This is a genomic window from Sphaerisporangium sp. NBC_01403, from assembly GCF_045040145.1.
In the GTDB taxonomy this organism is placed as follows: Bacteria; Actinomycetota; Actinomycetes; order Streptosporangiales; family Streptosporangiaceae; genus Sphaerisporangium; species Sphaerisporangium viridialbum.
The window spans coordinates 6,538,746-6,557,364 of the sequence record NZ_CP109534.1; the positions used below are offsets into that span (position 1 = coordinate 6,538,746).

An 18,619-nucleotide genomic window follows, 5' to 3' on the forward strand; every position below is an offset into this window, starting at 1 on the left:
TGCACCTCGCGACCGCGGTCGCCTTCCGTACGGTGTCGCGATCCGCCCTTGCTCGTGATCCGTGCCCGATTTCGGGCGCTCCCTCCTGAGCTCCGTGCCCCCGAGCCAGGAATTCAGCAGGGATCGGCCAACCTGGAGGAGACCCGGTGAAGATAGCAATGGTGTCCGAGCACGCGAGCCCGCTGGCCATCGCCGGCGGAGTGGACTCCGGTGGGCAGAACGTCCACGTGGCGGCCCTCGCCCGCGGCCTGGCCGACAGGGGTCACGAGGTGACCGTCTACACCCGCAGGGACAGCGCGGAGATCGCCGAAGAGGTGGCGTTCGCCCCAGGCGTGTCCGTGGTCCACGTCCCCGCGGGGCCGCCGTCCAGGATCCCCAAGGACGCGATCCTGCCGTGGGTCCCCGACTTCGGGCACTGGCTGCGGCAGCGCTGGATGTTCCAGCCGCCGGACGTCGTCCACAGCCACTTCTGGATGAGCGGCCTCGCGGCCCTGGCCGCCGCCCGCGACCCCGGGGTCCCCGTGGTGCACACCTTCCACGCCCTCGGCGTGGTGAAGCGGCGCCACCAGGGCACGGGCGACTCCAGCCCGCGCGAGCGGCTCAAGGCCGAGACCGTCGTCGCCCGAGGGGTCGACCGGATCATCGCCACGTGCGGCGACGAGGCCGACGAGCTGGTCCGCATGGACATCCCCCGCCGTTCGGTGCAGGTCGTCCCGTGCGGTGTCGACTGCGCCGAGTTCGGCCCGTCCGGGCCCGCCGCGCCGCGCCCGCGCGGCCCGCGCGTGCTGTCCATCGGACGGCTGGTGCCGCGCAAGGGCGTCGACACCGCCATCGAGGCCATGCGCCTGGTCCCCGGAGCCGAGCTGATCGTCGCGGGTGGGCCGCCCGCCCACCGTCTCGACCACGACCCCGAGGTGACGCGCCTGCGGCGGATCGCCTCAGCGGCGGGGGTCGCCGCCCGGGTCCGCTTCGTCGGCCAGGTCTCCCACGAGAACGTCCCCGCGCTCATGCGCTCCGCGGACCTGGCCGTCTGCGTGCCCTGGTACGAGCCGTTCGGCATGGTCACGCTGGAGGCCATGGCCTGCGGGCTGCCCGTGGTCGCCTCCTCGGTCGGCGGCCAGTGCGAGACTGTCGTCGACGGCCTGACCGGCACGCTGGTGCCGCCGCGTGACCCGAGATCGCTCGCCACGGCCCTCAACACCCTGCTCGACGACCACGACCGGCGCGCGGCGTACGGCATCGCGGGCGCCGAGCGGGCCCGGGCGCGTTACGCCTGGCCCCGGATCGCCGCCGAGACCTGCGCCGTCTACGAGGAGGTCCTGGAGGCTCACGGGCGGATCCCCGTCGGAAGGAAGGCGTCGTGACCCCCCGCCTCGTCCCTGAGGGGCCGGGACCATGAGCGTCGCCCTGGTGCTGCGCGCGCCCGGCATCGGCGAGCTGCTCACCGCCGTACCGGCCCTGCGCGCCCTGCGCCGCGGCGGCCTGAACGTCGTGCTCGCCGCGCCCCCGGAGCTGAAGGATCTGGCCCCGCTCACCGGCGCCGTCGAGGCCCTGCTGCCCACGACCGGGCTGGACGAGCTCACCTGGAACGGCGGGCGGCCCGATCTGGCCGTGAACATGCACGGGCGCGGGCCGAGGAGCCATCGCCTGATGCTGGAGCTGCGGCCGAGGCGGATGTGGGCGTTCGCCAACCCGGCCCTGCCCCGGCTGAGGGGCCCGAGCTGGCACGAGCACGAGCACGAGGTGCAGCGCTGGTGCCGCCTGGTCAAGTGGTACGGCTCGCGCGTCGACCCCGGCGAGCTGGCCCTTCCCGTCCCGCCCTGCCACAACCTGGCGCCCGGAGCCGTGGTGATCCATCCGGGGGCCGGGCAGGCGGCGAAGCGCTGGCCGCCCGACCGGTTCGCCGAGGTGGCGAGGACCATGGTCGCCGAGGGGCTGCGGGTGGTCGTGACCGGAAGCGGGCGGGAGCGCCCCATGGCCCTGCTCGTCGCGGCACTGGGCGGGCTGGCGCCGCGCGACGTGCTGGCCGGCCGTACGTCGCTGAAGGAGCTGGCCGCCCTGGTTGCCGGGGCCGCCCTGGTGGTCAGCGCGGACACCGGGGTCGCCCACCTGGCGACGGCGTACGGCACCCCGTCGGTGATCGTCTTCGGCCCCGGCTCGCCCGCCCGGTGGGGGCCTCCCGCGGGCAGGCCGAGGCACCGGGCCCTCGCGCGCGGCGCCGATCCCCGGGCGGTGACCGTGCAGGACGTCGTGGCGGCCGGCCGTGAGGTGCGCTCCGTGCCCGTTTCCTGACGCTCCCTGAGCCGGTGAGGGGTTTGGACGGGCTTCTGGACGGTAGCTGGGAGGGAGCGGTGTCCACCGGCAGGAGGCAGACGGCGTGCGACACCGACCGGCTCCTGCCGACAACGAACCGGAGCGCACATGACGTCGGATCTGTCGGGTACGGGGAATGGTCAGTGGAAAGGGGGACCGGTGATGATGAAAGAAACTCCGGAACAGCGGTCTTCGACCGGTAAGCCCATGGTGACGGGAACCCCTCGGGACGTCATCCACATACGCCTGGGGTCGTTCGTCCTGATCCTCGCGGTGGCGCTGGGAGTGCTGGCGCTGGTCGCGAAGGCCACCCTGCCTGCCGTGGTCCTCGGAGTGGTCGCCGTGCTCGCCGTCGTGGACGTCGTCCTGGCCGTGGGGCGCCAGCGCCGCCTCGGCGGCGGGCCGCGGTCCACCGGCTGAGGCGACGGTCCCAGTCCACCGGCTGAGGCCGCGGTCCGCGGTCCACCTGCTGAAAGGGGAGAACGTGTTAAGCGGCAAGGTCGTAGTGGTGACCGGCGCCAGCGGTGGCGTCGGCCGTGCTGTGGTACGGATGCTCGGAGAGAAGGGCGCGAAGGTCGCCCTCATCGCGCGGGGGGAGACCGGCCTCGCGACCGCCGCCACGGAGGTCGGAGGCGAGGGCGGGACCGCCAAGGTCTTCCCCGCGGACGTGGCCGACCACGAGCAGGTGGACGCCGCGGCCGACAGCGTCGAGAAGGAGCTCGGCCCCATCGACGTGTGGATCAACGTGGCGTTCTCCTCGGTGTTCGCGCCGTTCACCGAGATCGACCCGGCCGAGTACGAGCGCACCACCCGGGTCACCTACCTCGGCTACGTCTGGGGCACCCGGGCCGCGCTGCTCCGGATGCGCCCGAGGAACCGTGGTGTCATCGTCCAGACCGGTTCGGCCCTGGCCTACCGCGGCATCCCGCTCCAGGCCGCGTACTGCGGCGCAAAGCACGCCATGAAGGGCTTCACCGAGTCGGTCCGCACGGAGCTGCTCAACGCGGGCAGCGACGTGAAGATCACCATGGTGCAGCTTCCCGCGGTGAACACCCCGCAGTTCGACTGGGTGCTCTCGCGGCTGCGCCGCCACCCCCAGCCCGTGCCGCCGATCTTCCAGCCCGAGGTCGCCGCGCAGGCGATCGTGTACGCCGCCGAGCATCCGTCCCGCCGGGAGTACTGGGTGGGCGGCAGCACCGCGGCGACGATCATCGGCGAGAAGTTCGTCCCCGGGCTGATCGACCGCTACCTCGGCAAGACGGGCGTCGACTCCCAGCAGACCGACGACAAGCCGACCGGCGTGGCCAACCTGTGGGAGCCCGCGGACGAGCACCGCGACTACGGCGCCCACGGCAGCTTCGACGAGCGTGCCAAGGACCGCAGCGTCCAGGTGTGGCTGTCGCAGCACCGCAACCTGGTCGCCGCCGGAGTGGGCGGCGCCGCCGCGGCGGCCATCGCCGTGCTGGCCGGCCGCCGGTGAGGGCCGGGCCGGTGAGGACCGGGCCAGGCCTCACCATACGGACGGCCGTCTGACACGCCGGCGGCCGCCTCACACGCCGAGAGGGCGACGGAACCGATTCCGTCGCCCTCTCGCTTTCCCCGGACTCTCCTGGCGGACGCACGGCCTGGAGGGTGTCACTTGCCGGGCCACTCCCCTGTGGCGTTCTGGATGCCTTCCGCGCTGGCGCGGTCGATGGCGGCCTTCACGACGCCGAAGATCGCGCCCTGGAGCGCGGCGGCGATCAGGACCTCGCTCCAGCCGTACTGCCTGGACGTGGCCTCGGGGGCGTCGCCCTTGCCGGCCACCAGCTTCCAGACCTGCTTGAAGATCAGGCCGGAGAGGAAGCCGCCGGCCATGCCGGACAGCGCGCCCGCCGACCTGTAGGCGAGCTTCTTCACGACTGCTTCTTCCTCCGCAGGACCCGCCAGAGGACCAGGACTCCCGCGGCCACCGCCGCGGTGACCCACGGGCGGTTCTTCGCCTGGGTGACGACCTTGTCCGCGGCGTCCTTCACCTCGTCGGGCATGTTGGAGCGGGCCTTGTCCGCGAGGTCGCCCGCCCTGCCCGCCAGCTCGGTCGCCTTGCCGCCGGCCAGCCCGGCCAGGTCACCGGCCTTGCCGCTCGCCTTGGCCGCGAGGTCGCCCGCCTTGTCACCGGCCTTGGCGGCCAGGTCCCCGGCCTTGTCGCCCGCCCTGGAAGCGAGCTCTCCGGCCTTGTCACCGGCTTTGGAAGCCAGGTCCCCGGCCTTGTCACCGGCCTTGCCCGCGAGGTCGCCCGTGGTCTTCTTCGCCTCGGCGAGCACGTCCTGTGCCCGGCCCGTCATATCCGCCATGGTGTCCTCCTTTGCCATGGCACCCCGCTACCCCTACAGGAAAGGCTCTAACGAGTTACGCGCCACCGGTACGCCCTCCTGCCGCGCCACCGGTACGCCCTCCTGCCGCGCGGCCGGCACGCCTCCTGCCGCGCGGCCCGTACACCTCCTGGCGCGCGGCCGGGCACGCGAGAAGGCCGGCCCGGCTTGAGCCGGACCGGCCGATGGGAACGCCGCTGGAGTCGCCGGATCGGGCTACGGGTCACCTGGCCTTCGCGGTGGCCCTGCGGTTCGCCTTCTTGATGGCCTCGACGAGCTCGCCCTTGTCCATCTTCGACCGGCCTTCCACGCCGAGCCGCGCGGCGACCTTGTACAGGTGTTCCTTGCTGGCATTGGCGTCGACGCCCTCGGCGGTCTCGCCCCGCGCCGGCGTGCTGCGCGCCGCCTGGGCGTCGGACGGGCCCTTCTTGGCCTTCGGCTCCCAGTGGTCGCCGACCTTCTCGAACGAATGCTTCAGCGCGGCGAACGCGGTGCGGTGGGCCCTTTCGCCCTCTCCGTACGTCTCCACGGCTGAGTCATGCGCTTTTATCCACGTTTCTTGGGCCTTTTTCGGGGAGCGCTCAATGGTCGACGGGAGCTCCTGCTTTCCAGGCATGATTTTCCTCCTCCTCGAAGAACCGCTGGTGGCGAAGTGGTGGCATGACGAAGACGATCGGCTACATTCCCAGCCCGCGTCTTCGCATGACGTGAGCCGCCCGAATCTTTGACCAGCCTGTCCGTCCCCAGAACCTGTCATGACTTTTCATGACTTTCCTGGGTGCTCGGGCAGGCCGCCCGCCTGCGCAGCCGTCCCCACCGGGCTCGGCGGAGGTCAGACGATCGGGTCGTCGTAACGCCGCTCCTCGTACACCTGGGTCCGCGTGGCGTCGACCGGGCTCACCGGGCTCACGGGAGTCGTGCGGGTGACGGCGGTCCGTCGCATGTTGGTCAGCCGCCAGATGCCGAACAGCAGTCCGGCGATGCCACCGAGCATGAGAATCACGCCGACGACGTTGATGTCGACGCCCGCGAGGTCGAACTCGACGGCCCACGTCAGGATGGCGCCGAGCATGATCAGGAAGATGCTTCCGGCTATGGTCATGGAAATGCCTCCTTCGCTCCTCGCACCCCCTTCTTTCCCTCACACGGATCTCAAACGTCCGGGGCCCGCCCGGTCCCGCCACGCCGTACGCCGGATATTCCGTTTGCCCAGGCAGACGCGGGGATGGTACGCACTCTTCCGTGACGTTCAGCGATAAACCGACCTTCACCGGCAAGCGCGTCGTGCTGCGCCCCGCCGGCCCCGAGCACGCCGACGGGCTGTGGGAGCTCGTGCGCGACCCCGAGACCCGGCGGCTCACCGGCTCGCACGGGGAGTTCAACGAGCAGGCCACCAAGCTCTGGTACGCCACCCGGGCCGAGCACGACGACCGGCTCGACCTCGCGATCTGCGACGCGGCCGACGGCTCGTACGTCGGCGAGATCGTGCTCAACGAGCTCGACACCGGCAACATGTCCTGCAACCTGCGCATCGCCCTGGTCGGCCCGCGCGTGTACGGCAAGGGATACGGCACCGAGGCCACCCGCCTGGTGCTGGCCCACGCGTTCGAGACCGTGGGGCTCCACCGGATCAGCCTGGAGGTGTTCGCCTTCAACGCGCGGGCGCACCGCGTGTACGAGAAGGTCGGCTTCGTCAAGGAGGGCGTCCTGCGAGACGCCCTGCGCTGGGACGGGGAATGGCACGACGCGATCGTGATGTCCGTCCTCGCCTCCGACTGGAACACCCACCACGGCCACCCGCAGGTCCGGCCCGCCCGTGAGGACATCTCCGCTGAAAAGCACTGATCCCAAGGCTCTGCGTCCCATGCGGCCTTCCAGCCAACCCCCCGACCAGACAGACCAGACAGAACCGGACGGCCCTGAGTGGCGGGCCACCCGCGCCTCGGTCATCCGCGACGCCGCCGGCATCGCCCTGACCAGCGGGGCGTACGCCGTGTCCTGCGGCGCGATCTGCACGGCCGCGGGGCTGTCGGTCCTCCAGACGCTGGCCCTGTCGCTGCTGATGTTCACTGGCGCGTCGCAGTTCGCCATCGCCGGGGTGATCGGCTCCGGCGGCAACCCGCTGGCCGGCGCCGCCGTCGCCGTCCTGCTCGGCAGCCGCAACGCCCTGTACGGCCTGCGCCTCGCCTCGCTGCTGAACGTCAGGGGCGCCCGCAAGGCCCTGGCCGCGCAGCTGGTCATCGACGAGACCACCGCGATGGCCGTCGGCCGCGACACCGAACGGGCCGGGCGGCTCGGGTTCTGGGCGACCGGCGTCGCCCTCTACACCCTGTGGAGCCTCGGCAACCTCGTCGGCGCGCTCGGCGCCCAGGTGCTGCCGGACCCCGAGGTGCTCGGCATGGACGTCGCCGCGCCCGCCGCCTTCCTGGCCCTGCTGGCGCCGCGCATGCGTGCCGGCCGTCCATGGGTCGCGGCCCTGCTCGCCGCGGCGGCGGCCCTGATCGCCGCTCCCCTGCTGCCCGCGGGCGTCCCCGTGCTGCTGGCGGCGCTGGTGGTGGGAATCCTGGCGCTGCTCCTGCCCTCGCGGGAGCCCTCTGACGATGCTTCGAAGAACACCGAGCCGACGAGACCCCCGACCGCCTCCGACCCTGTGGAGGAGACTCCATGATCTGGTACGCCGTGATCGCCGCGAGCGTGGGGTGCTACCTCTTCAAGCTCGCCGGGCTGTCCGTACCTGAGCGGATCCTGCGGAACGACCGCACGCGCCGGATCGCCGCGCTGCTCCCCGTGGGCCTGCTGGGCGCCCTGATCGCCACCCAGACGTTCACCGACGGCCACCACATCACCCTGGACGCTCGCGCCGCCGGGCTCGGCGCGGCCGTGATCGCGCTGCTGTTCCGCGCGCCGTTCCTGGTAGTCGTGGCGGTGGCCGTCGCGACCACCGCCTTGTTGCGCCTCCTGGGGTGAACTGGCCGCCACCCCCGGAGTCATCTGGAGCTATGCGCCGCCGTTGCGCGCCGCGTTCTTCTTGGCGATGCCCCGGACCACCTCGTCGACGTGCGGCTCGCACACCGGGTCCCTGGAACGCCTTCCGGAGAACCAGCTCGTCTCGATCACGTAGTCGGCTGGATGCCCGCATAGGCAGGTGCCAGGGTTTTCTGGGTCTACCGGTACTACCGCTGTCTGCTGCCTGACCATGAATCGAGCGTAGCCGCGATATGACCTCTTTTCTCCCAGAACACTCGGTTCTCCCTAGAAAGCAAGCCGCGTCGCGGGCGTGTGACCTGCTGCGCAGACCTCCAAGGCTAGGCGAACAGGGCTGCGGCGCCTCCTCATATGCCTACAGTTGGCTCACCGGGATAGGCGCCCACCACCACGATGAGGATTTATGGGCATAGAAGGGTCTTTTTGGCGCGCTATCGCCGTCTACCGCATCGCCTCGCTCGCGTACGCGGCGCTGTTGCTCGCGGGCGCGGGCGGTTACCAGCGGCCCGTCCTCGGATGGCTCGTCATCGGGGTCATGGCCCTCTGGACCGCCGCCACGACGTTCGCCTACCCGGTCGCCCGCGGCAGGACCCTTCTGCTGATCGACCTGCTCGTCACCATGGGATGCCTGCTCGCCTCGCCGTACGTCCAGGGCCCGGACGCCGGTCCCGCCGGGGTCATGCCGGTCACCGCCACCTGGATCGGCGGCCCGGTGCTCGCGTGGGCCGTGTACGGCGGGCGCCGCGCGGGGATCGTGGCGGCGGTCGCGCTGTCGGTGGGCGACCTGTGGCTGCGCGGCCTGCGCGGGTTCGACCTCTCCGTCCCCGTCAACGGGGCCGTGCTGCTGGTCCTCGCCGGAGCCGTGGTCGGCCACGTCGCCCGGCTCACCAAGCAGGCCGAGGAACGGCTCCAGCGCGCGACCGAGATGGAGGCGGCCGGCCGCGAGCGCGAGCGGCTCGCCCGGGGCATCCACGACTCGGTCCTGCAGGTGCTGGCCCTGGTGCAGCGCCGCGGGCTGGAGATCGGCGGGGAGGCCGCCGAACTGGGCAGGCTGGCCGGAGAGCAGGAGGCGGCCCTGCGCGAGATGGTCCGCGCCGAGCCGGTCGGGGCGAGGTACGAGGACGCGGGGCTCGCCGACGTGGGCGCCCTGCTGCGCAGGTACGGCTCGGCCACGGTGACCGTCTCCACGCCCGCGACGCCGCTCCTCCTGCGGGCGCGGCAGGCCCGGGAGGTCACCGCGGCCGTGGGCGCCGCGCTCGACAACGTGCGCCGGCACTGCGCGGAGGGCACCCGTGCCTGGGTGTTCGCCGAGGGGGACGCCGACTCGGTGACCGTGACCGTCCGCGACGACGGCCCCGGCATCCCGGCGGGGCGGCTCGCGGAGGCCGAGGCCGAGGGCAGGCTGGGGGTCGCGCAGTCGATCCGCGGCCGCGTCGCCGGCCTCGGCGGCACCGCCGGCTTCATCTCCGTGCCGGGCCAGGGGACCGAGGTCGAGCTGACCGTCCCCGCTCCCGCCGGGGCCGGAACCGACCTACAGTTGCCGTTGTGAGCGCACTGCGGGTGATGGTGGTGGACGACCACCCGATGTGGCGGGACTCCGTCGCCCGCGACCTCGGCGAGGCGATGTACGACGTGGTCGCCACCACGGGCGAGGGCCGCCAGGCCCTCCGCGTCGCCGCGGCCGTACGGCCCGACGTGGTGATCCTCGACCTGAGGCTTCCCGACCTGCCCGGGGTCGAGGTGGCCAGGGGGCTCGCGGCCTCCGAGCACCCGCCCCGCGTCCTGGTGCTGTCGGCGAGCGGCGAGCAGGAGGACGTGCTGGAGGCCGTCAAGGCGGGCGCCTCCGGCTACCTGGTCAAGTCGGCGGGCAGGGAGGAGTTCCTCGACGCCGTGCGGCGCACGGCCGAGGGCGAGCCGGTGTTCACCCCCGGCCTCGCGGGGCTCGTGCTCGGCGAGTACCGCCGCCTGGCCGTCCAGGCGCCCGCCGACGACGGCCCGCGCCTGACCGACCGCGAGACCGAGGTGCTGCGCCTGGTCGCCAAGGGCCTGTCGTACAAGCAGATCGCCGAGCGGCTCGTGCTCTCGCACCGCACCGTGCAGAACCACGTGCAGAACACCCTCAACAAGCTGCAGCTACACAACCGGGTCGAGCTGGTCCGCTACGCGATCGAGCGCGGCCTCGACGAGACGTAGCCCCCGGTTGGTGCCTCAGATGCCGTCGACCTTGTACGGGTCGTGCTCGGCGAGCAGCTTGTCGAGGCGCGCCTGGTCGACGCGGCTGGCGATGTTGCCGACCTCCTGCCGGTCGCGCAGGCACTTGGCGAGCACGAAGGCCGACGTCACCGTGTAAAGCACGGCGACGGCCAGGAACGCGCGGATCCAGGCGTCCACGGGAAGGTAGGCGATGCCGACCGCGACGCCGCCGAGTGCGAGCCCGAAGGACAGGACGCATTGTGCGTAGTAGGCACCGGTCATGGTGGGCTGTAGGGGCTTCGTCATGGTTTCGATGCTCCACCACGGCCGGCCCGGGCGCCTGAGTACGCGTACCGGACCTCTTCTGAGTACTTCCTGCGCTGCGGGCGAAAGAGGCGACGTGGGAGGTCATCGCCGCCCTAGGGTGCCCGTATGGAGATCACCCAGCTTCGCCCCGAGCTCTACATGCTCCAGCCGAGCTTCGGGCAGGCCTACCTCTGGCGGGACGCCGGCTCGCTCACGCTCATCGACACCGGCATCGTGGGCTCGGGGGCCGGCATCGCCGAGGCCATCGGCAAGCTCGGGTTCGACAGGCGTGAGCTCACCCGCGTGGTGGTGACCCACTTCCATGAGGACCACACCGGCTCGGCGGCCGAGATCAGGGCGTGGGGCGGGGTGACCGTCATGGCCCACCGGCTCGAAGCGCCCGTGGTCCGGGGCGTGGTCCCCGGCCAGGCGCCCGCCTTCCTCGACTGGGAGCGCGAGCTGCACGCGCAGGTGGCCACCGGCCTGCCACCCGCGCCGCCCTGCCCCGTCGACCGCGAGCTCGAAGACGGCGACGTCATCGACTTCGGCGGCGGCGCCCGCGTGATCGCCACCCCTGGCCACACCGACGGCAGCATCGCGATCCACCTGCCCGAGTCCGGCGTGCTGTTCACGGGCGACACCGTGGCCCACGTCGACGGGCAGGTGATGCTCGGGGTCTTCAACGTCGACCGCGCGAGGACCATGGAGTCGTTCCGCGCCCTGGCCGAGCTCGACACGGCCCTCGCCTGCGTCGGCCACGGCCGGCCGATCACCACCGACGTCCCCGGCACCCTCACCGCCGTCTCGCGCAACTTCACCTGACCCCCTCAGGGGTCAGGGGCGCACAGCGCCCACCAGGCGGCCGCGCCAGTAGGCGTCCAGCGCGACCACCTTGACCACGTCGCCGGTGCGCGGGGCGTGCACCATCTTGCCGTCGCCCGCGTAGATGCCCATGTGGCCGAGCCCGTTGCTGAAGAGCAGGTCACCGGGTTGCAGCGCGTTCAGCGACACCCGGCGGGAGGCGCCCCACGCCCACTGCTGGTAGGTGGTGCGCGGCAGCTTGACCCCGGCCTTGGCCCAGGACGCCTGGGCGAAGCCCGAGCAGTCGTAGGAGCCCGGCCCCGTGGCGCCCCAGCGGTACGGCTTGCCCACCTGCGCGTAGGCGAACCGCAGCGCCACCTTGGCGTTGCCGGAGGCCGCGCCGTCGTACTTGATGCCACGGCTGTTCGGGTCGCCCGCGTTGAACTGGTTCAGCCGCCGCAGCAGGCGTTCCTGCTCGCCGACCAGCGCCTCGACCTTCTTCTTCTCCTTGCCGACGTCGGCCAGGATCTTGGACATGTCGTCGTAGGCCGTCTTGGCGTTGGCGCGCCGCGTGCGGAGCCCGCGCGTGGCGGCGTCGAACGCCTCAAGGGTGCGCGCCTGCCCCGCAGTCACCTGGCCGGCCACGGCGAGCCCGGACAGCAGGCCCGCCGGGTCGTCCTGCGAGACGATGCCGGGCACGCTGATCATGCCGCCGTACTGGTACATGTTCGACGCGGTGGAGACGACGCTCTCCCGCAGCGAGTCGACCTTGCTCCGCTCGCGGCCCAGCTCCTGGTCGAGCAGGCCGTACTTCTTCCTGGCGGCCTTGTAGCGCTCGGCGACGGTGTTGTAACGCTCGACCATCTTGTCGGCCTGGTCCTGGAGCTTCTCGAGCCTGGCCTTGGCCTGTGCGACGGTGGGACGCGGCTCGGCGACGGCGCTCCCCTGAGAGGTCACCAACATGGCGACGGCCAGCCCGGCGGCCGCCGGAACGAGTCTCTTCCGGACGCTGCGCACGGGCACGTGGATCCCTTCCCTGGTCGGCCGCGCCGTGCCGGCCCGCCACGACATCGACGGACCGGCCACGGCGATTCGCACCAGCAGGTACGGCCCACGTCGCCGAGCGGTTCACCGAAAGGGAAGAAAAAGTACTACCGGTCGGATTCCGCGACCCGGCCGGCGGAGAGCCGGAGGTGGCGGGTGGTGTGCACGGCCTTCAGCATGCGGCGGTCGTGTGTGACCAGCAGCAGGGTGCCGGGGTAGGACGAGAGCGCCGACTCCAGCTGCTCGATCGCCACGAGATCGAGGTGGTTGGTCGGCTCGTCCAGCACGAGAAGGTTCACCCCCCGAGCCTGGAGGAGCGCCAGGGCCGCCCGGGTGCGCTCGCCGGGCGACAGGGTGGCGGCGGGCCGCAGCACGTGCGCCGCCCTCAGCGCGAACTTCGCGAGCAGCGTGCGCACGTCCGCGGGCGGCATGTCGGGCACGGCGGCGCCGAAGGCGTCCAGCAGCGGCTCGTCGCCGAGGAACAGGGCACGCGCCTGGTCGACCTCCCCGACCACGACGCCCGGCCCGAGCGCCACGTGCCCCTCGTCGAGCGGCACCCTGCCGAGGATCGCCGCGAGCAGCGTCGACTTGCCAGAGCCGTTGGCCCCGGTGATCGCCACCCGCTCGGCCCAGCCGATCTGCAGGTCGACGGGGCCGAGGACGAACGCCCCGCGCCTGACCACCGCCCCCCGCGTGGTCGCCACGACCGCCCCAGCCCGTGGAGCGGCGGCGATCTCCATGCGCAGCTCCCACTCCTTGCGGGGCTCCTCCACGACCTCCAGCCGCTCGATCATCCGCTCGGTCTGGCGGGCCTTGGCCGCCTGCTTCTCGCTCGCCTCGCTGCGGAACTTGCGGCCGATCTTGTCGTTGTCGGTGGCCTTGCGGCGGGCGTTCTTCACGCCCTTGTCCATCCAGGCCCGCTGCATCCCCGCCCTGGCCTGGAGCCCGGCCCGCGTGTCGGCGTACTCCTCGTACTCGGCGCGGGCGTGACGGCGGGCGACCTCGCGCTCGGTCAGGTAGGCCTCGTACCCGCCGCCGTAGCCGCGCACCTCCTGCTGGACGAGGTCGAGCTCGACCACCTTGGTCACGGTCCTGGCGAGGAACTCGCGATCGTGGCTCACCACGACGGTCCCGGCCCGCAGGCCGGTGACGAAGCGCTCCAGCCGTTCGAGCCCGTCCAGGTCGAGGTCGTTGGTGGGCTCGTCGAGCAGGAAGACGTCGTAGCGGCTGAGCAGCAGCGACGCCATGCCGGCCCGGGCGGCCTGCCCGCCGGACAGCGCCGTCATGGGATGGTGCAGGTCGACGGCCAGGCCGAGATCGGCGGTGACCTCCTCGGCCCGTTCCGCGAGATCCGCGCCGCCGAGGGCGAGCCAGCGCTCCAGCCCCGTGGAGTACGCGTCGTCGGCGCCCGGACGGCCCTCGACCAGGCCCTCGGTCGCGGCGTCCAGGTCGCGCTGCGCGGCGGCGACGCCCGTGCGGCGGGCCAGGAACTCCGCCACCGTCTCGCCCGGCCTGCGCTCGGGCTCCTGCGGGAGGTAGCCGACGACCGCCGTGGGCGGGCTGAGCTGCACGGAGCCGTGCTCCGGGGCGGCGAGCCCCGCGAGGATCCGCAGCAGCGTGGACTTCCCCGCGCCGTTGACGCCGACCAGCCCGATGACGTCCTCGGGCGCGACGACCAGGTCGAGCCCGGAGAACAGGACCCTGTCACCGTGTGCGGCTGCGAGGTCCTTGGCGACGATGGTGGCGGTCATGCCCAAACGCTATCCGGCCCCGGCTCGACATCCCACATCCCGGGCCCGGCCGCGTCCGTGATGTGTTTCCCGCCCGACAACGGCACGGTTTACGATCGCCATGTGACGATCGGCGGCACGGCCAGCGGCAAGCTCATGGCGATCAGCGACCTCCACGTGGCGTATCCCGAGAACCGCCAGGTCGTCGAGAAGCTGCGCCCCGAGTCCGAGAGCGACTGGCTGCTGGTGGCCGGCGACGTCGGCGAGTTCGCCGCCGACATCGAATGGGCGCTGACCCTGCTGAAGGAGCGCTTCGCCACCGTCGTGTGGACTCCGGGGAACCACGAGCTGTGGACGCCGAAGGACGATCCGGTGCAGCTGCGGGGAGAGGAGCGTTATCGCCACCTGGTCGACATCTGCCGGCGCATCGGCGTGCTCACCCCCGAGGATCCCTACGTCGTCTGGACGGGGCACGGAGGGCCGGTCACCATCGTGCCCCTCTTCGTGCTGTACGACTACACCTTCCGGCCGCCGAACACCACCAAGGAAGAGGCGCTCGCGTGGGCGCACAAGGCGGGCGTGGTGTGCACCGACGAGTACATGCTCCACCCCGACCCCTATCCCAGCCGCGACGCCTGGTGCCGGGCCCGGCTGCGCGAGACCGAGCGCCGCCTTTCGACCCGCGACCCCGGCATCCCGACCGTCCTGGTCAACCACTTCCCGCTGGTGCGCCAGCCCACCGACATCCTGCGCTATCCGCAGTTCGCGCAGTGGTGCGGCACGGTGGAGACCGCCGACTGGCACCTGCGCTACAACGCCGCGACGGTGGTGTACGGCCACCTGCACATCCCCCGCACGACCTGGTACGACGGCGTGCGCTTCGAGGAGGTGTCCCTCGGCTACCCGCGCGAGCGGCGCGCGTACGGGCTGGACGGCATGCAGGCGATCAGGCACGTCTTCCCCGAGGAGGCTCCCTCGTGATCGAGAGCATCCTTCCCCCGTACGTGGTGTCGGCCGACCTCTCTGAGGACCCTCCGGAGGCCGGCCTGTTCCCCGAGGAAGAGCAAGTCATCGAGAACGCCGTCGAAAAGCGGCGCAGGGAGTTCACGACCGCGCGGCTGTGCGCGCGGCGTGCCATGAGCGAGCTGGGCGTGCCGCCCGCGCCGGTGCTCCCTGGCGCGCGGGGCGAGCCCCGGTGGCCGAGCGGCGTCGTCGGCAGCCTGACCCACTGCGCGGGCTACCGCGGCGCCGTCCTCGGCAGGGCGGCGGACGTCACCACGATCGGCATCGACGCCGAACCCAACGACCTCCTGGCCGAGGGTGTGCTGGAGGTGATCTCCCTGCCGGAGGAGAGGGATCATCTGCGCGAGCTCTCGCGCCGCGACCGGCGCGTCCACTGGGAGCGGCTGCTCTTCAGCGCCAAGGAGTCGGTCTACAAGGCGTGGTTCCCGCTCACCGGGCTGTGGCTCGACTTCGAGGAGGCCCGGCTGGAGATCGATCCTGAACGGGGCGCCTTCCAGGCCCGGCTCCTGGTGCCGGGCCCGCACGTGAACGGCTCGGAGGTCACGGGGTTCTCCGGGCGCTGGCTGGTGCGGAACGGGCTCATCCTCACCGCCATCGTCGTCCCCGCCCCTGCCACCCTGGCGCGCACGACTCCGCCCGGCAAACTGATCGAGTCGTAGACCCCTTCCCTGGCCCGAGCCCGCATCCCGCCAAGGCCGCGTAACTTCCGATTTAAGGGCGTTCGTCCGCATTTGTGATCGGGTACGAGTTAACACGTTCCAATCGGCGGAGGGAGGGATCGTCAATGGTCACCGTCGGACTGCTCGTACGCGTGAACGCCCGGCCGGGAAAGGAATGGGAGATCGAGAACTTCCTGCGTGACGAGCTGGCCCTGATAGAGGACGAGCCGGGGATGGCCGTGTGGTTCGCGGTGCGCATCAACTGCGCGACCTTCGGCATCTTCGACGCCTTCGAGGAGGACGCCGGGCGGCGGGCCCACCTGGCGGGCAAGGTCGCGGCGGCCCTGATGGAGAGGTCCGACGAGCTCTTCACCCGGCCGCCCACCATCGAGAGGGTCGACATCCTCGCCACCAAGCTCCCGGAAGACGCCGGCAGATCGAGCATTGCTTAGGAAGCTTTCCTAGAGCGTCACGCGCCGGGGGCGGCCTGGATGCGCTCGGCGAGCCAGGCGAGGGACATCGGGTAGCGGTAGTCGATCGCGCCGTGGCCCGCGTCGAAGAGCTCGAAGCGGATGAGGTCGCCGGGCACCCCGTGGTCGAGGAGCGACTGGCGGAAGGCCTCGGCGCCGAGATCGAGGAAGTACTCGTCGCGGGTGCCCGCGTCGATCCAGATGCCCCGCATGGAGCGCATGGCGTCGGCGTGCTTCGGGATCATGCGGACGGGGTCCCAGTCGAGCCAGCGCTGCCAGACCTCGTCCCTGATCACGCCGGTGCGGGGATCGAACGGCAGCTCGGGAACGCCGTCGGGCCCGGCCGAGAAGGCCGCCGAGCAGCCGAGAACCGACAGCAGCACGCCGTCCGCGGGGTGGGTGAACGCGGTGCGGGACCGGAACTCGTCCCACCACCGGCCGATGTCGCCGTCGAAGGCACGCAGGTGGCGGACGGCCTGGGCGAACTCCGGCAGGTAGCAGTGCTCGTAGAGGGTGTCGCCCGCGTGGGTGGCGAACGCGCCGAACAGGTCGGGACGCAGCATCGGGGTGATCATCGCCCCGAACCCGCCGCTGGACTTCCCCGTGATGGCGCGGTGGTCACGGTCGGCCAGGGTGCGGTAGCGGGCGTCCACCCAGGGCACGATCTCTTCGCAGAGGTAGGAGTGGTACCGGCCGATGCCGGGCGAGTCGACGAACTGGCTGCCGCCGTAGCCCGTCCAGGCGTCCACGTAGACCACGATCACCGGCGGGGCCTCCCCACGGGCGAAGACCTGGTCGGCGGTCTCGGGGAACGGCCGACGGAAGGGCGTGCGGTTCCCCCACATGGCCAGGTGGCCGGTGTACCCCTGGATCACGTAGACGGAGGGGTAGCGGCGGCCTGGGTCGTCGTCGTATCCCGGCGGCACGTAGACCCAGAGGGGCCGCGCGTGCGGGTCACCCAACGGGTTCCCTCTCAGCAACTCGCTCTCGACGGTGTGCTCGTCGATCCGTCCTTCAAGGTCGGCCCGCCACGGCAACATGGGCACCCCTCCCCTTCGGCTCCCACATCCGTATCACGGATCCCGCGCGCTCCGCCTCCCCCTGTGCCGTCGAACCGGTGGGCACTTCACAGGCGAGAAGGGACGGCGGTGAGCCGGGCCGGGGTCAGTGGAGCAGGATGCGCGCCCACCGGCGCCGGGCGACCACCAGACCGAGCACCCCCATGACCGTGAGATACGCCACGCTCACGATCATGCCGGACTCGACGTGGCCCAGGGTGAGACCTCGCAGGAGCCGGATGCCGTGGTACAGGGGCAGCAGCTCGACGAAGATCTGCACCGGCCGGGGATAGACCGTGACCGGGTAGAAGGTGGTCGCGAACAGGAACATCGGCAGCAGCACGAGCTGGACGTACTGGAAGTCGTGCCATCCCCTGATGAACGTCGTCGTGGCCAGCCCCGTGGCCCCGAAGGCGAAGGCGACCAACAGCGCCCCGGGCAGCGACGCCACGGCCCACGCGGAGGGCACCAGCCCGAACACGGCGATCACCACCAGGAAGCCGACGGCGGTGATGAGGGCCCGCGTCATCGCCCACGCCACCTCCCCCACCACGACGCCGGTCACGGTGACGGGAGTGGCGAGCACCGACTGGTAGAACCTGTCGTACTTCGACTTGGTGAAGGCGGCCTCCATCGTCTCGTGGAGCGCGCTGTTCATGACCGCCGTGGCCAGCAGTCCGGGGGCGACGAAGGAGGCGTACCCGACGTCGACCCCGGCCACGTCGCCGATCATGCGGCCGACGCCGACCCCGATGGCCAGCAGGTACAGCACGGGCTCGAAGATCGAGTACAGGGCCATGGTCCAGGGGCTGTGACCCTTGTGGACCCACAGGTTGCGGAGCAGCAGCAGGTGCGCGCCGCCCCCGCGCGGGACGGCGGGGGCTTCCAGGGCCGGCATGTGGCTCCTCTCAGAACCTTCAGAGCCTTCAGAAATGGAGGTGTCGCCGGTAGGTCACGAGGGCCGCCGCCACCCCGCCCCCGGCGAGGGCGGTCAGGTAGGCGACGTGGATCAGCGAGGCCACCGGGGTCGCGGTCCCGAGGCTCAGAGTGCGGCACAGGTCGACGCCGTGCCACAGCGGCAGGACGTACGCCACCGGCCGCAGCCACTCGGGGAGCGCGTCCAGGGTGAAGAACGTGCCCGACAGCAGGTACATCGGCATCAGGACGAACCGGAAGATCGTGTTGAGCGTGGCGAACCTCTCCACGGTGACCGCCCACGCCGCGAGCGGGGTCGCGAAGGCCATGCCGGTCAGCAGGGCGGCGGGCACGGTGAGCACCACCAGCGGCGAGCGGGAGGCGCCGAAGGCCACCATCACCACGGCGAACGCCAGCGCGCTGGACGCGACGCGGAACGCCATGAACAGCAGGTGGCCGGCCATGATGTCCCTGGGCTCAAGCGGCGTCGCGGCGGCCACCACGTAGCCGCGCTCGCGGCGCAGCGCGCTGTTCACCCTGAACGCCGACTCGATGTAGGCGTTCTGCATGGCGGCGGCGGCGAGCATCCCCGGAGCGAAGAACTCCAGGTACGACATGCCGTCCAGGGACTCGGGAGAGACGAGCCGCCCGAGCCCGGCGCCGATGGCCAGCAGGAACAGCAGCGGGTTGGCCACGCTGACGACGATGGTCGACCGCCAGGTGCGGCGGTAGCGGAGCATCCAGGCGGAGAACTCGCGAAGGAACACGCCG

Annotated in this window: 23 protein-coding genes; 13 read left to right on the top strand and 10 right to left on the bottom strand. The window is 71.7% G+C overall.

The annotated features are described in order from the left end of the window. The first annotated feature begins 146 nt into the window (after positions 1 to 146). From OG589_RS29150 to OG589_RS29165, 4 genes are all read left to right on the top strand, one after another. Positions 147 to 1,364 (top strand): glycosyltransferase, encoded by a 1,218-nt coding sequence (locus OG589_RS29150; RefSeq protein ID WP_405140983.1) that lies wholly within the window; start codon positions 147 to 149, stop codon positions 1,362 to 1,364. A gap of 31 nt (positions 1,365 to 1,395) precedes the next feature. Further along, complete coding sequence (locus tag OG589_RS29155; RefSeq protein WP_405140984.1) at positions 1,396 to 2,292, top strand: glycosyltransferase family 9 protein; 897 nt, start codon at positions 1,396 to 1,398, stop codon at positions 2,290 to 2,292. 228 nt (positions 2,293 to 2,520) lie between these two features. Next, the gene (locus tag OG589_RS29160; protein WP_405140985.1) at positions 2,521 to 2,733 is read left to right on the top strand and encodes a hypothetical protein; all 213 of its coding nucleotides are present in this window, start codon (positions 2,521 to 2,523) and stop codon (positions 2,731 to 2,733) included. A 64-nt stretch (positions 2,734 to 2,797) separates the two neighbouring features. Next, positions 2,798 to 3,793 carry an SDR family oxidoreductase gene (locus OG589_RS29165; protein WP_405140986.1) on the top strand — a complete coding sequence of 332 codons (996 nt, stop codon included), beginning with the start codon at positions 2,798 to 2,800 and terminating at the stop codon, positions 3,791 to 3,793. A 155-nt stretch (positions 3,794 to 3,948) separates the two neighbouring features. Here OG589_RS29165 and OG589_RS29170 read toward each other — a convergent pair whose 3' ends face one another. From OG589_RS29170 to OG589_RS29185, 4 genes are all read right to left on the bottom strand, one after another. Continuing rightward, positions 3,949 to 4,212, bottom strand: coding sequence for a DUF4235 domain-containing protein (locus OG589_RS29170; protein ID WP_405140987.1), 264 nt, complete (start codon positions 4,210 to 4,212; stop codon positions 3,949 to 3,951). Next, a complete protein-coding gene (locus OG589_RS29175) occupies positions 4,209 to 4,646 on the bottom strand; it encodes a hypothetical protein (protein WP_405140988.1) in 438 nt (145 codons plus the stop codon). The genes OG589_RS29170 and OG589_RS29175 overlap by 4 nt, the downstream gene beginning before the upstream one ends. Positions 4,647 to 4,887: 241 nt before the next feature. After that, positions 4,888 to 5,280, bottom strand: a complete 393-nt coding sequence (locus OG589_RS29180; RefSeq protein ID WP_405140989.1) for a ChaB family protein — start codon at positions 5,278 to 5,280, stop codon at positions 4,888 to 4,890. 216 nt (positions 5,281 to 5,496) lie between these two features. Beyond that, positions 5,497 to 5,766 (bottom strand): DUF6458 family protein, encoded by a 270-nt coding sequence (locus OG589_RS29185; RefSeq protein ID WP_405140990.1) that lies wholly within the window; start codon positions 5,764 to 5,766, stop codon positions 5,497 to 5,499. A 140-nt stretch (positions 5,767 to 5,906) separates the two neighbouring features. Here OG589_RS29185 and OG589_RS29190 point away from each other — a divergent pair, with 140 nt between their 5' ends. The 5 genes from OG589_RS29190 to OG589_RS29210 all read left to right on the top strand — a co-directional run bounded on the left by OG589_RS29190 (position 5,907) and on the right by OG589_RS29210 (position 9,842). After that, positions 5,907 to 6,509 (top strand): GNAT family N-acetyltransferase, encoded by a 603-nt coding sequence (locus tag OG589_RS29190; RefSeq protein WP_405140991.1) that lies wholly within the window; start codon positions 5,907 to 5,909, stop codon positions 6,507 to 6,509. 19 nt (positions 6,510 to 6,528) lie between these two features. After that, entirely contained in the window at positions 6,529 to 7,332 is an 804-nt protein-coding gene (locus OG589_RS29195; protein WP_405140992.1) for an AzlC family ABC transporter permease, read from the top strand. After that, positions 7,329 to 7,631 (top strand): AzlD domain-containing protein, encoded by a 303-nt coding sequence (locus tag OG589_RS29200; protein WP_405140993.1) that lies wholly within the window; start codon positions 7,329 to 7,331, stop codon positions 7,629 to 7,631. The genes OG589_RS29195 and OG589_RS29200 overlap by 4 nt, the downstream gene beginning before the upstream one ends. Before the next feature lie 421 nt (positions 7,632 to 8,052). After that, a complete protein-coding gene (macS, locus tag OG589_RS29205; protein ID WP_405140994.1) occupies positions 8,053 to 9,198 on the top strand; it encodes a MacS family sensor histidine kinase in 1,146 nt (381 codons plus the stop codon). Positions 9,199 to 9,212: 14 nt separating this feature from the next. Further along, complete coding sequence (locus OG589_RS29210; protein WP_405152148.1) at positions 9,213 to 9,842, top strand: response regulator; 630 nt, start codon at positions 9,213 to 9,215, stop codon at positions 9,840 to 9,842. Between the two features lie 15 nt (positions 9,843 to 9,857). Here OG589_RS29210 and OG589_RS29215 read toward each other — a convergent pair whose 3' ends face one another. Continuing rightward, positions 9,858 to 10,148 carry a YiaA/YiaB family inner membrane protein gene (locus tag OG589_RS29215; protein WP_405140995.1) on the bottom strand — a complete coding sequence of 97 codons (291 nt, stop codon included), beginning with the start codon at positions 10,146 to 10,148 and terminating at the stop codon, positions 9,858 to 9,860. 126 nt (positions 10,149 to 10,274) lie between these two features. Here OG589_RS29215 and OG589_RS29220 point away from each other — a divergent pair, with 126 nt between their 5' ends. Next, positions 10,275 to 10,970 (top strand): MBL fold metallo-hydrolase, encoded by a 696-nt coding sequence (locus OG589_RS29220; protein WP_405140996.1) that lies wholly within the window; start codon positions 10,275 to 10,277, stop codon positions 10,968 to 10,970. 12 nt (positions 10,971 to 10,982) lie between these two features. On the opposite strand, the gene OG589_RS29225 is transcribed toward OG589_RS29220, so the two are convergent. After that, positions 10,983 to 12,047 carry a C40 family peptidase gene (locus tag OG589_RS29225; RefSeq protein ID WP_405140997.1) on the bottom strand — a complete coding sequence of 355 codons (1,065 nt, stop codon included), beginning with the start codon at positions 12,045 to 12,047 and terminating at the stop codon, positions 10,983 to 10,985. 53 nt (positions 12,048 to 12,100) lie between these two features. Continuing rightward, complete coding sequence (locus tag OG589_RS29230; RefSeq protein ID WP_405140998.1) at positions 12,101 to 13,744, bottom strand: ABC-F family ATP-binding cassette domain-containing protein; 1,644 nt, start codon at positions 13,742 to 13,744, stop codon at positions 12,101 to 12,103. A gap of 135 nt (positions 13,745 to 13,879) precedes the next feature. On the opposite strand from OG589_RS29230, the gene OG589_RS29235 reads away from it, so the two are divergent. From OG589_RS29235 to OG589_RS29245, 3 genes are all read left to right on the top strand, one after another. Further along, positions 13,880 to 14,704, top strand: a complete 825-nt coding sequence (locus OG589_RS29235) for a metallophosphoesterase family protein (protein ID WP_405152149.1) — start codon at positions 13,880 to 13,882, stop codon at positions 14,702 to 14,704. Continuing rightward, positions 14,701 to 15,405 carry a 4'-phosphopantetheinyl transferase gene (locus OG589_RS29240; RefSeq protein ID WP_405140999.1) on the top strand — a complete coding sequence of 235 codons (705 nt, stop codon included), beginning with the start codon at positions 14,701 to 14,703 and terminating at the stop codon, positions 15,403 to 15,405. The genes OG589_RS29235 and OG589_RS29240 overlap by 4 nt, the downstream gene beginning before the upstream one ends. Positions 15,406 to 15,530: 125 nt before the next feature. Beyond that, positions 15,531 to 15,857: a putative quinol monooxygenase gene (locus OG589_RS29245; RefSeq protein ID WP_405141000.1), complete on the top strand. Its 327-nt coding sequence runs from the start codon at positions 15,531 to 15,533 to the stop codon at positions 15,855 to 15,857. Positions 15,858 to 15,874: 17 nt separating this feature from the next. On the opposite strand, the gene OG589_RS29250 is transcribed toward OG589_RS29245, so the two are convergent. The 3 genes from OG589_RS29250 to OG589_RS29260 form a co-directional block, all read right to left on the bottom strand. Further along, entirely contained in the window at positions 15,875 to 16,915 is a 1,041-nt protein-coding gene (locus OG589_RS29250) for an alpha/beta hydrolase (RefSeq protein ID WP_405141001.1), read from the bottom strand. A gap of 124 nt (positions 16,916 to 17,039) precedes the next feature. Then, on the bottom strand, positions 17,040 to 17,831 hold the full coding sequence (locus OG589_RS29255) for an ABC transporter permease (protein WP_405141002.1): 792 nt from the start codon (positions 17,829 to 17,831) through the stop codon (positions 17,040 to 17,042). A 28-nt stretch (positions 17,832 to 17,859) separates the two neighbouring features. Beyond that, positions 17,860 to 18,615, bottom strand: a complete 756-nt coding sequence (locus OG589_RS29260; RefSeq protein WP_405141003.1) for an ABC transporter permease — start codon at positions 18,613 to 18,615, stop codon at positions 17,860 to 17,862. Positions 18,616 to 18,619: the final 4 nt, after the last annotated feature.

What these genes read in the sequence shown, in the direction of transcription:
- OG589_RS29155 (WP_405140984.1), top strand. Translation starts at nt 1,396, where the DNA reads ATGAGCGTCGCCCTGGTGCTGCGCGCGCCCGGCATCGGCGAGCTGCTC.
- OG589_RS29160 (WP_405140985.1), top strand. Translation starts at nt 2,521, where the DNA reads ATGGTGACGGGAACCCCTCGGGACGTCATCCACATACGCCTGGGGTCG.
- OG589_RS29175 (WP_405140988.1), bottom strand. Translation starts at nt 4,646, where the DNA reads ATGGCGGATATGACGGGCCGGGCACAGGACGTGCTCGCCGAGGCGAAG.
- OG589_RS29180 (WP_405140989.1), bottom strand. Translation starts at nt 5,280, where the DNA reads ATGCCTGGAAAGCAGGAGCTCCCGTCGACCATTGAGCGCTCCCCGAAA.
- OG589_RS29185 (WP_405140990.1), bottom strand. Translation starts at nt 5,766, where the DNA reads ATGACCATAGCCGGAAGCATCTTCCTGATCATGCTCGGCGCCATCCTG.
- OG589_RS29195 (WP_405140992.1), top strand. Translation starts at nt 6,529, where the DNA reads ATGCGGCCTTCCAGCCAACCCCCCGACCAGACAGACCAGACAGAACCG.
- OG589_RS29200 (WP_405140993.1), top strand. Translation starts at nt 7,329, where the DNA reads ATGATCTGGTACGCCGTGATCGCCGCGAGCGTGGGGTGCTACCTCTTC.
- macS (WP_405140994.1), top strand. Translation starts at nt 8,053, where the DNA reads ATGGGCATAGAAGGGTCTTTTTGGCGCGCTATCGCCGTCTACCGCATC.
- OG589_RS29210 (WP_405152148.1), top strand. Translation starts at nt 9,213, where the DNA reads ATGGTGGTGGACGACCACCCGATGTGGCGGGACTCCGTCGCCCGCGAC.
- OG589_RS29215 (WP_405140995.1), bottom strand. Translation starts at nt 10,148, where the DNA reads ATGACGAAGCCCCTACAGCCCACCATGACCGGTGCCTACTACGCACAA.
- OG589_RS29220 (WP_405140996.1), top strand. Translation starts at nt 10,275, where the DNA reads ATGGAGATCACCCAGCTTCGCCCCGAGCTCTACATGCTCCAGCCGAGC.
- OG589_RS29230 (WP_405140998.1), bottom strand. Translation starts at nt 13,744, where the DNA reads ATGACCGCCACCATCGTCGCCAAGGACCTCGCAGCCGCACACGGTGAC.
- OG589_RS29235 (WP_405152149.1), top strand. Translation starts at nt 13,880, where the DNA reads ATGGCGATCAGCGACCTCCACGTGGCGTATCCCGAGAACCGCCAGGTC.
- OG589_RS29245 (WP_405141000.1), top strand. Translation starts at nt 15,531, where the DNA reads ATGGTCACCGTCGGACTGCTCGTACGCGTGAACGCCCGGCCGGGAAAG.
- OG589_RS29250 (WP_405141001.1), bottom strand. Translation starts at nt 16,915, where the DNA reads ATGTTGCCGTGGCGGGCCGACCTTGAAGGACGGATCGACGAGCACACC.
- OG589_RS29255 (WP_405141002.1), bottom strand. Translation starts at nt 17,831, where the DNA reads ATGCCGGCCCTGGAAGCCCCCGCCGTCCCGCGCGGGGGCGGCGCGCAC.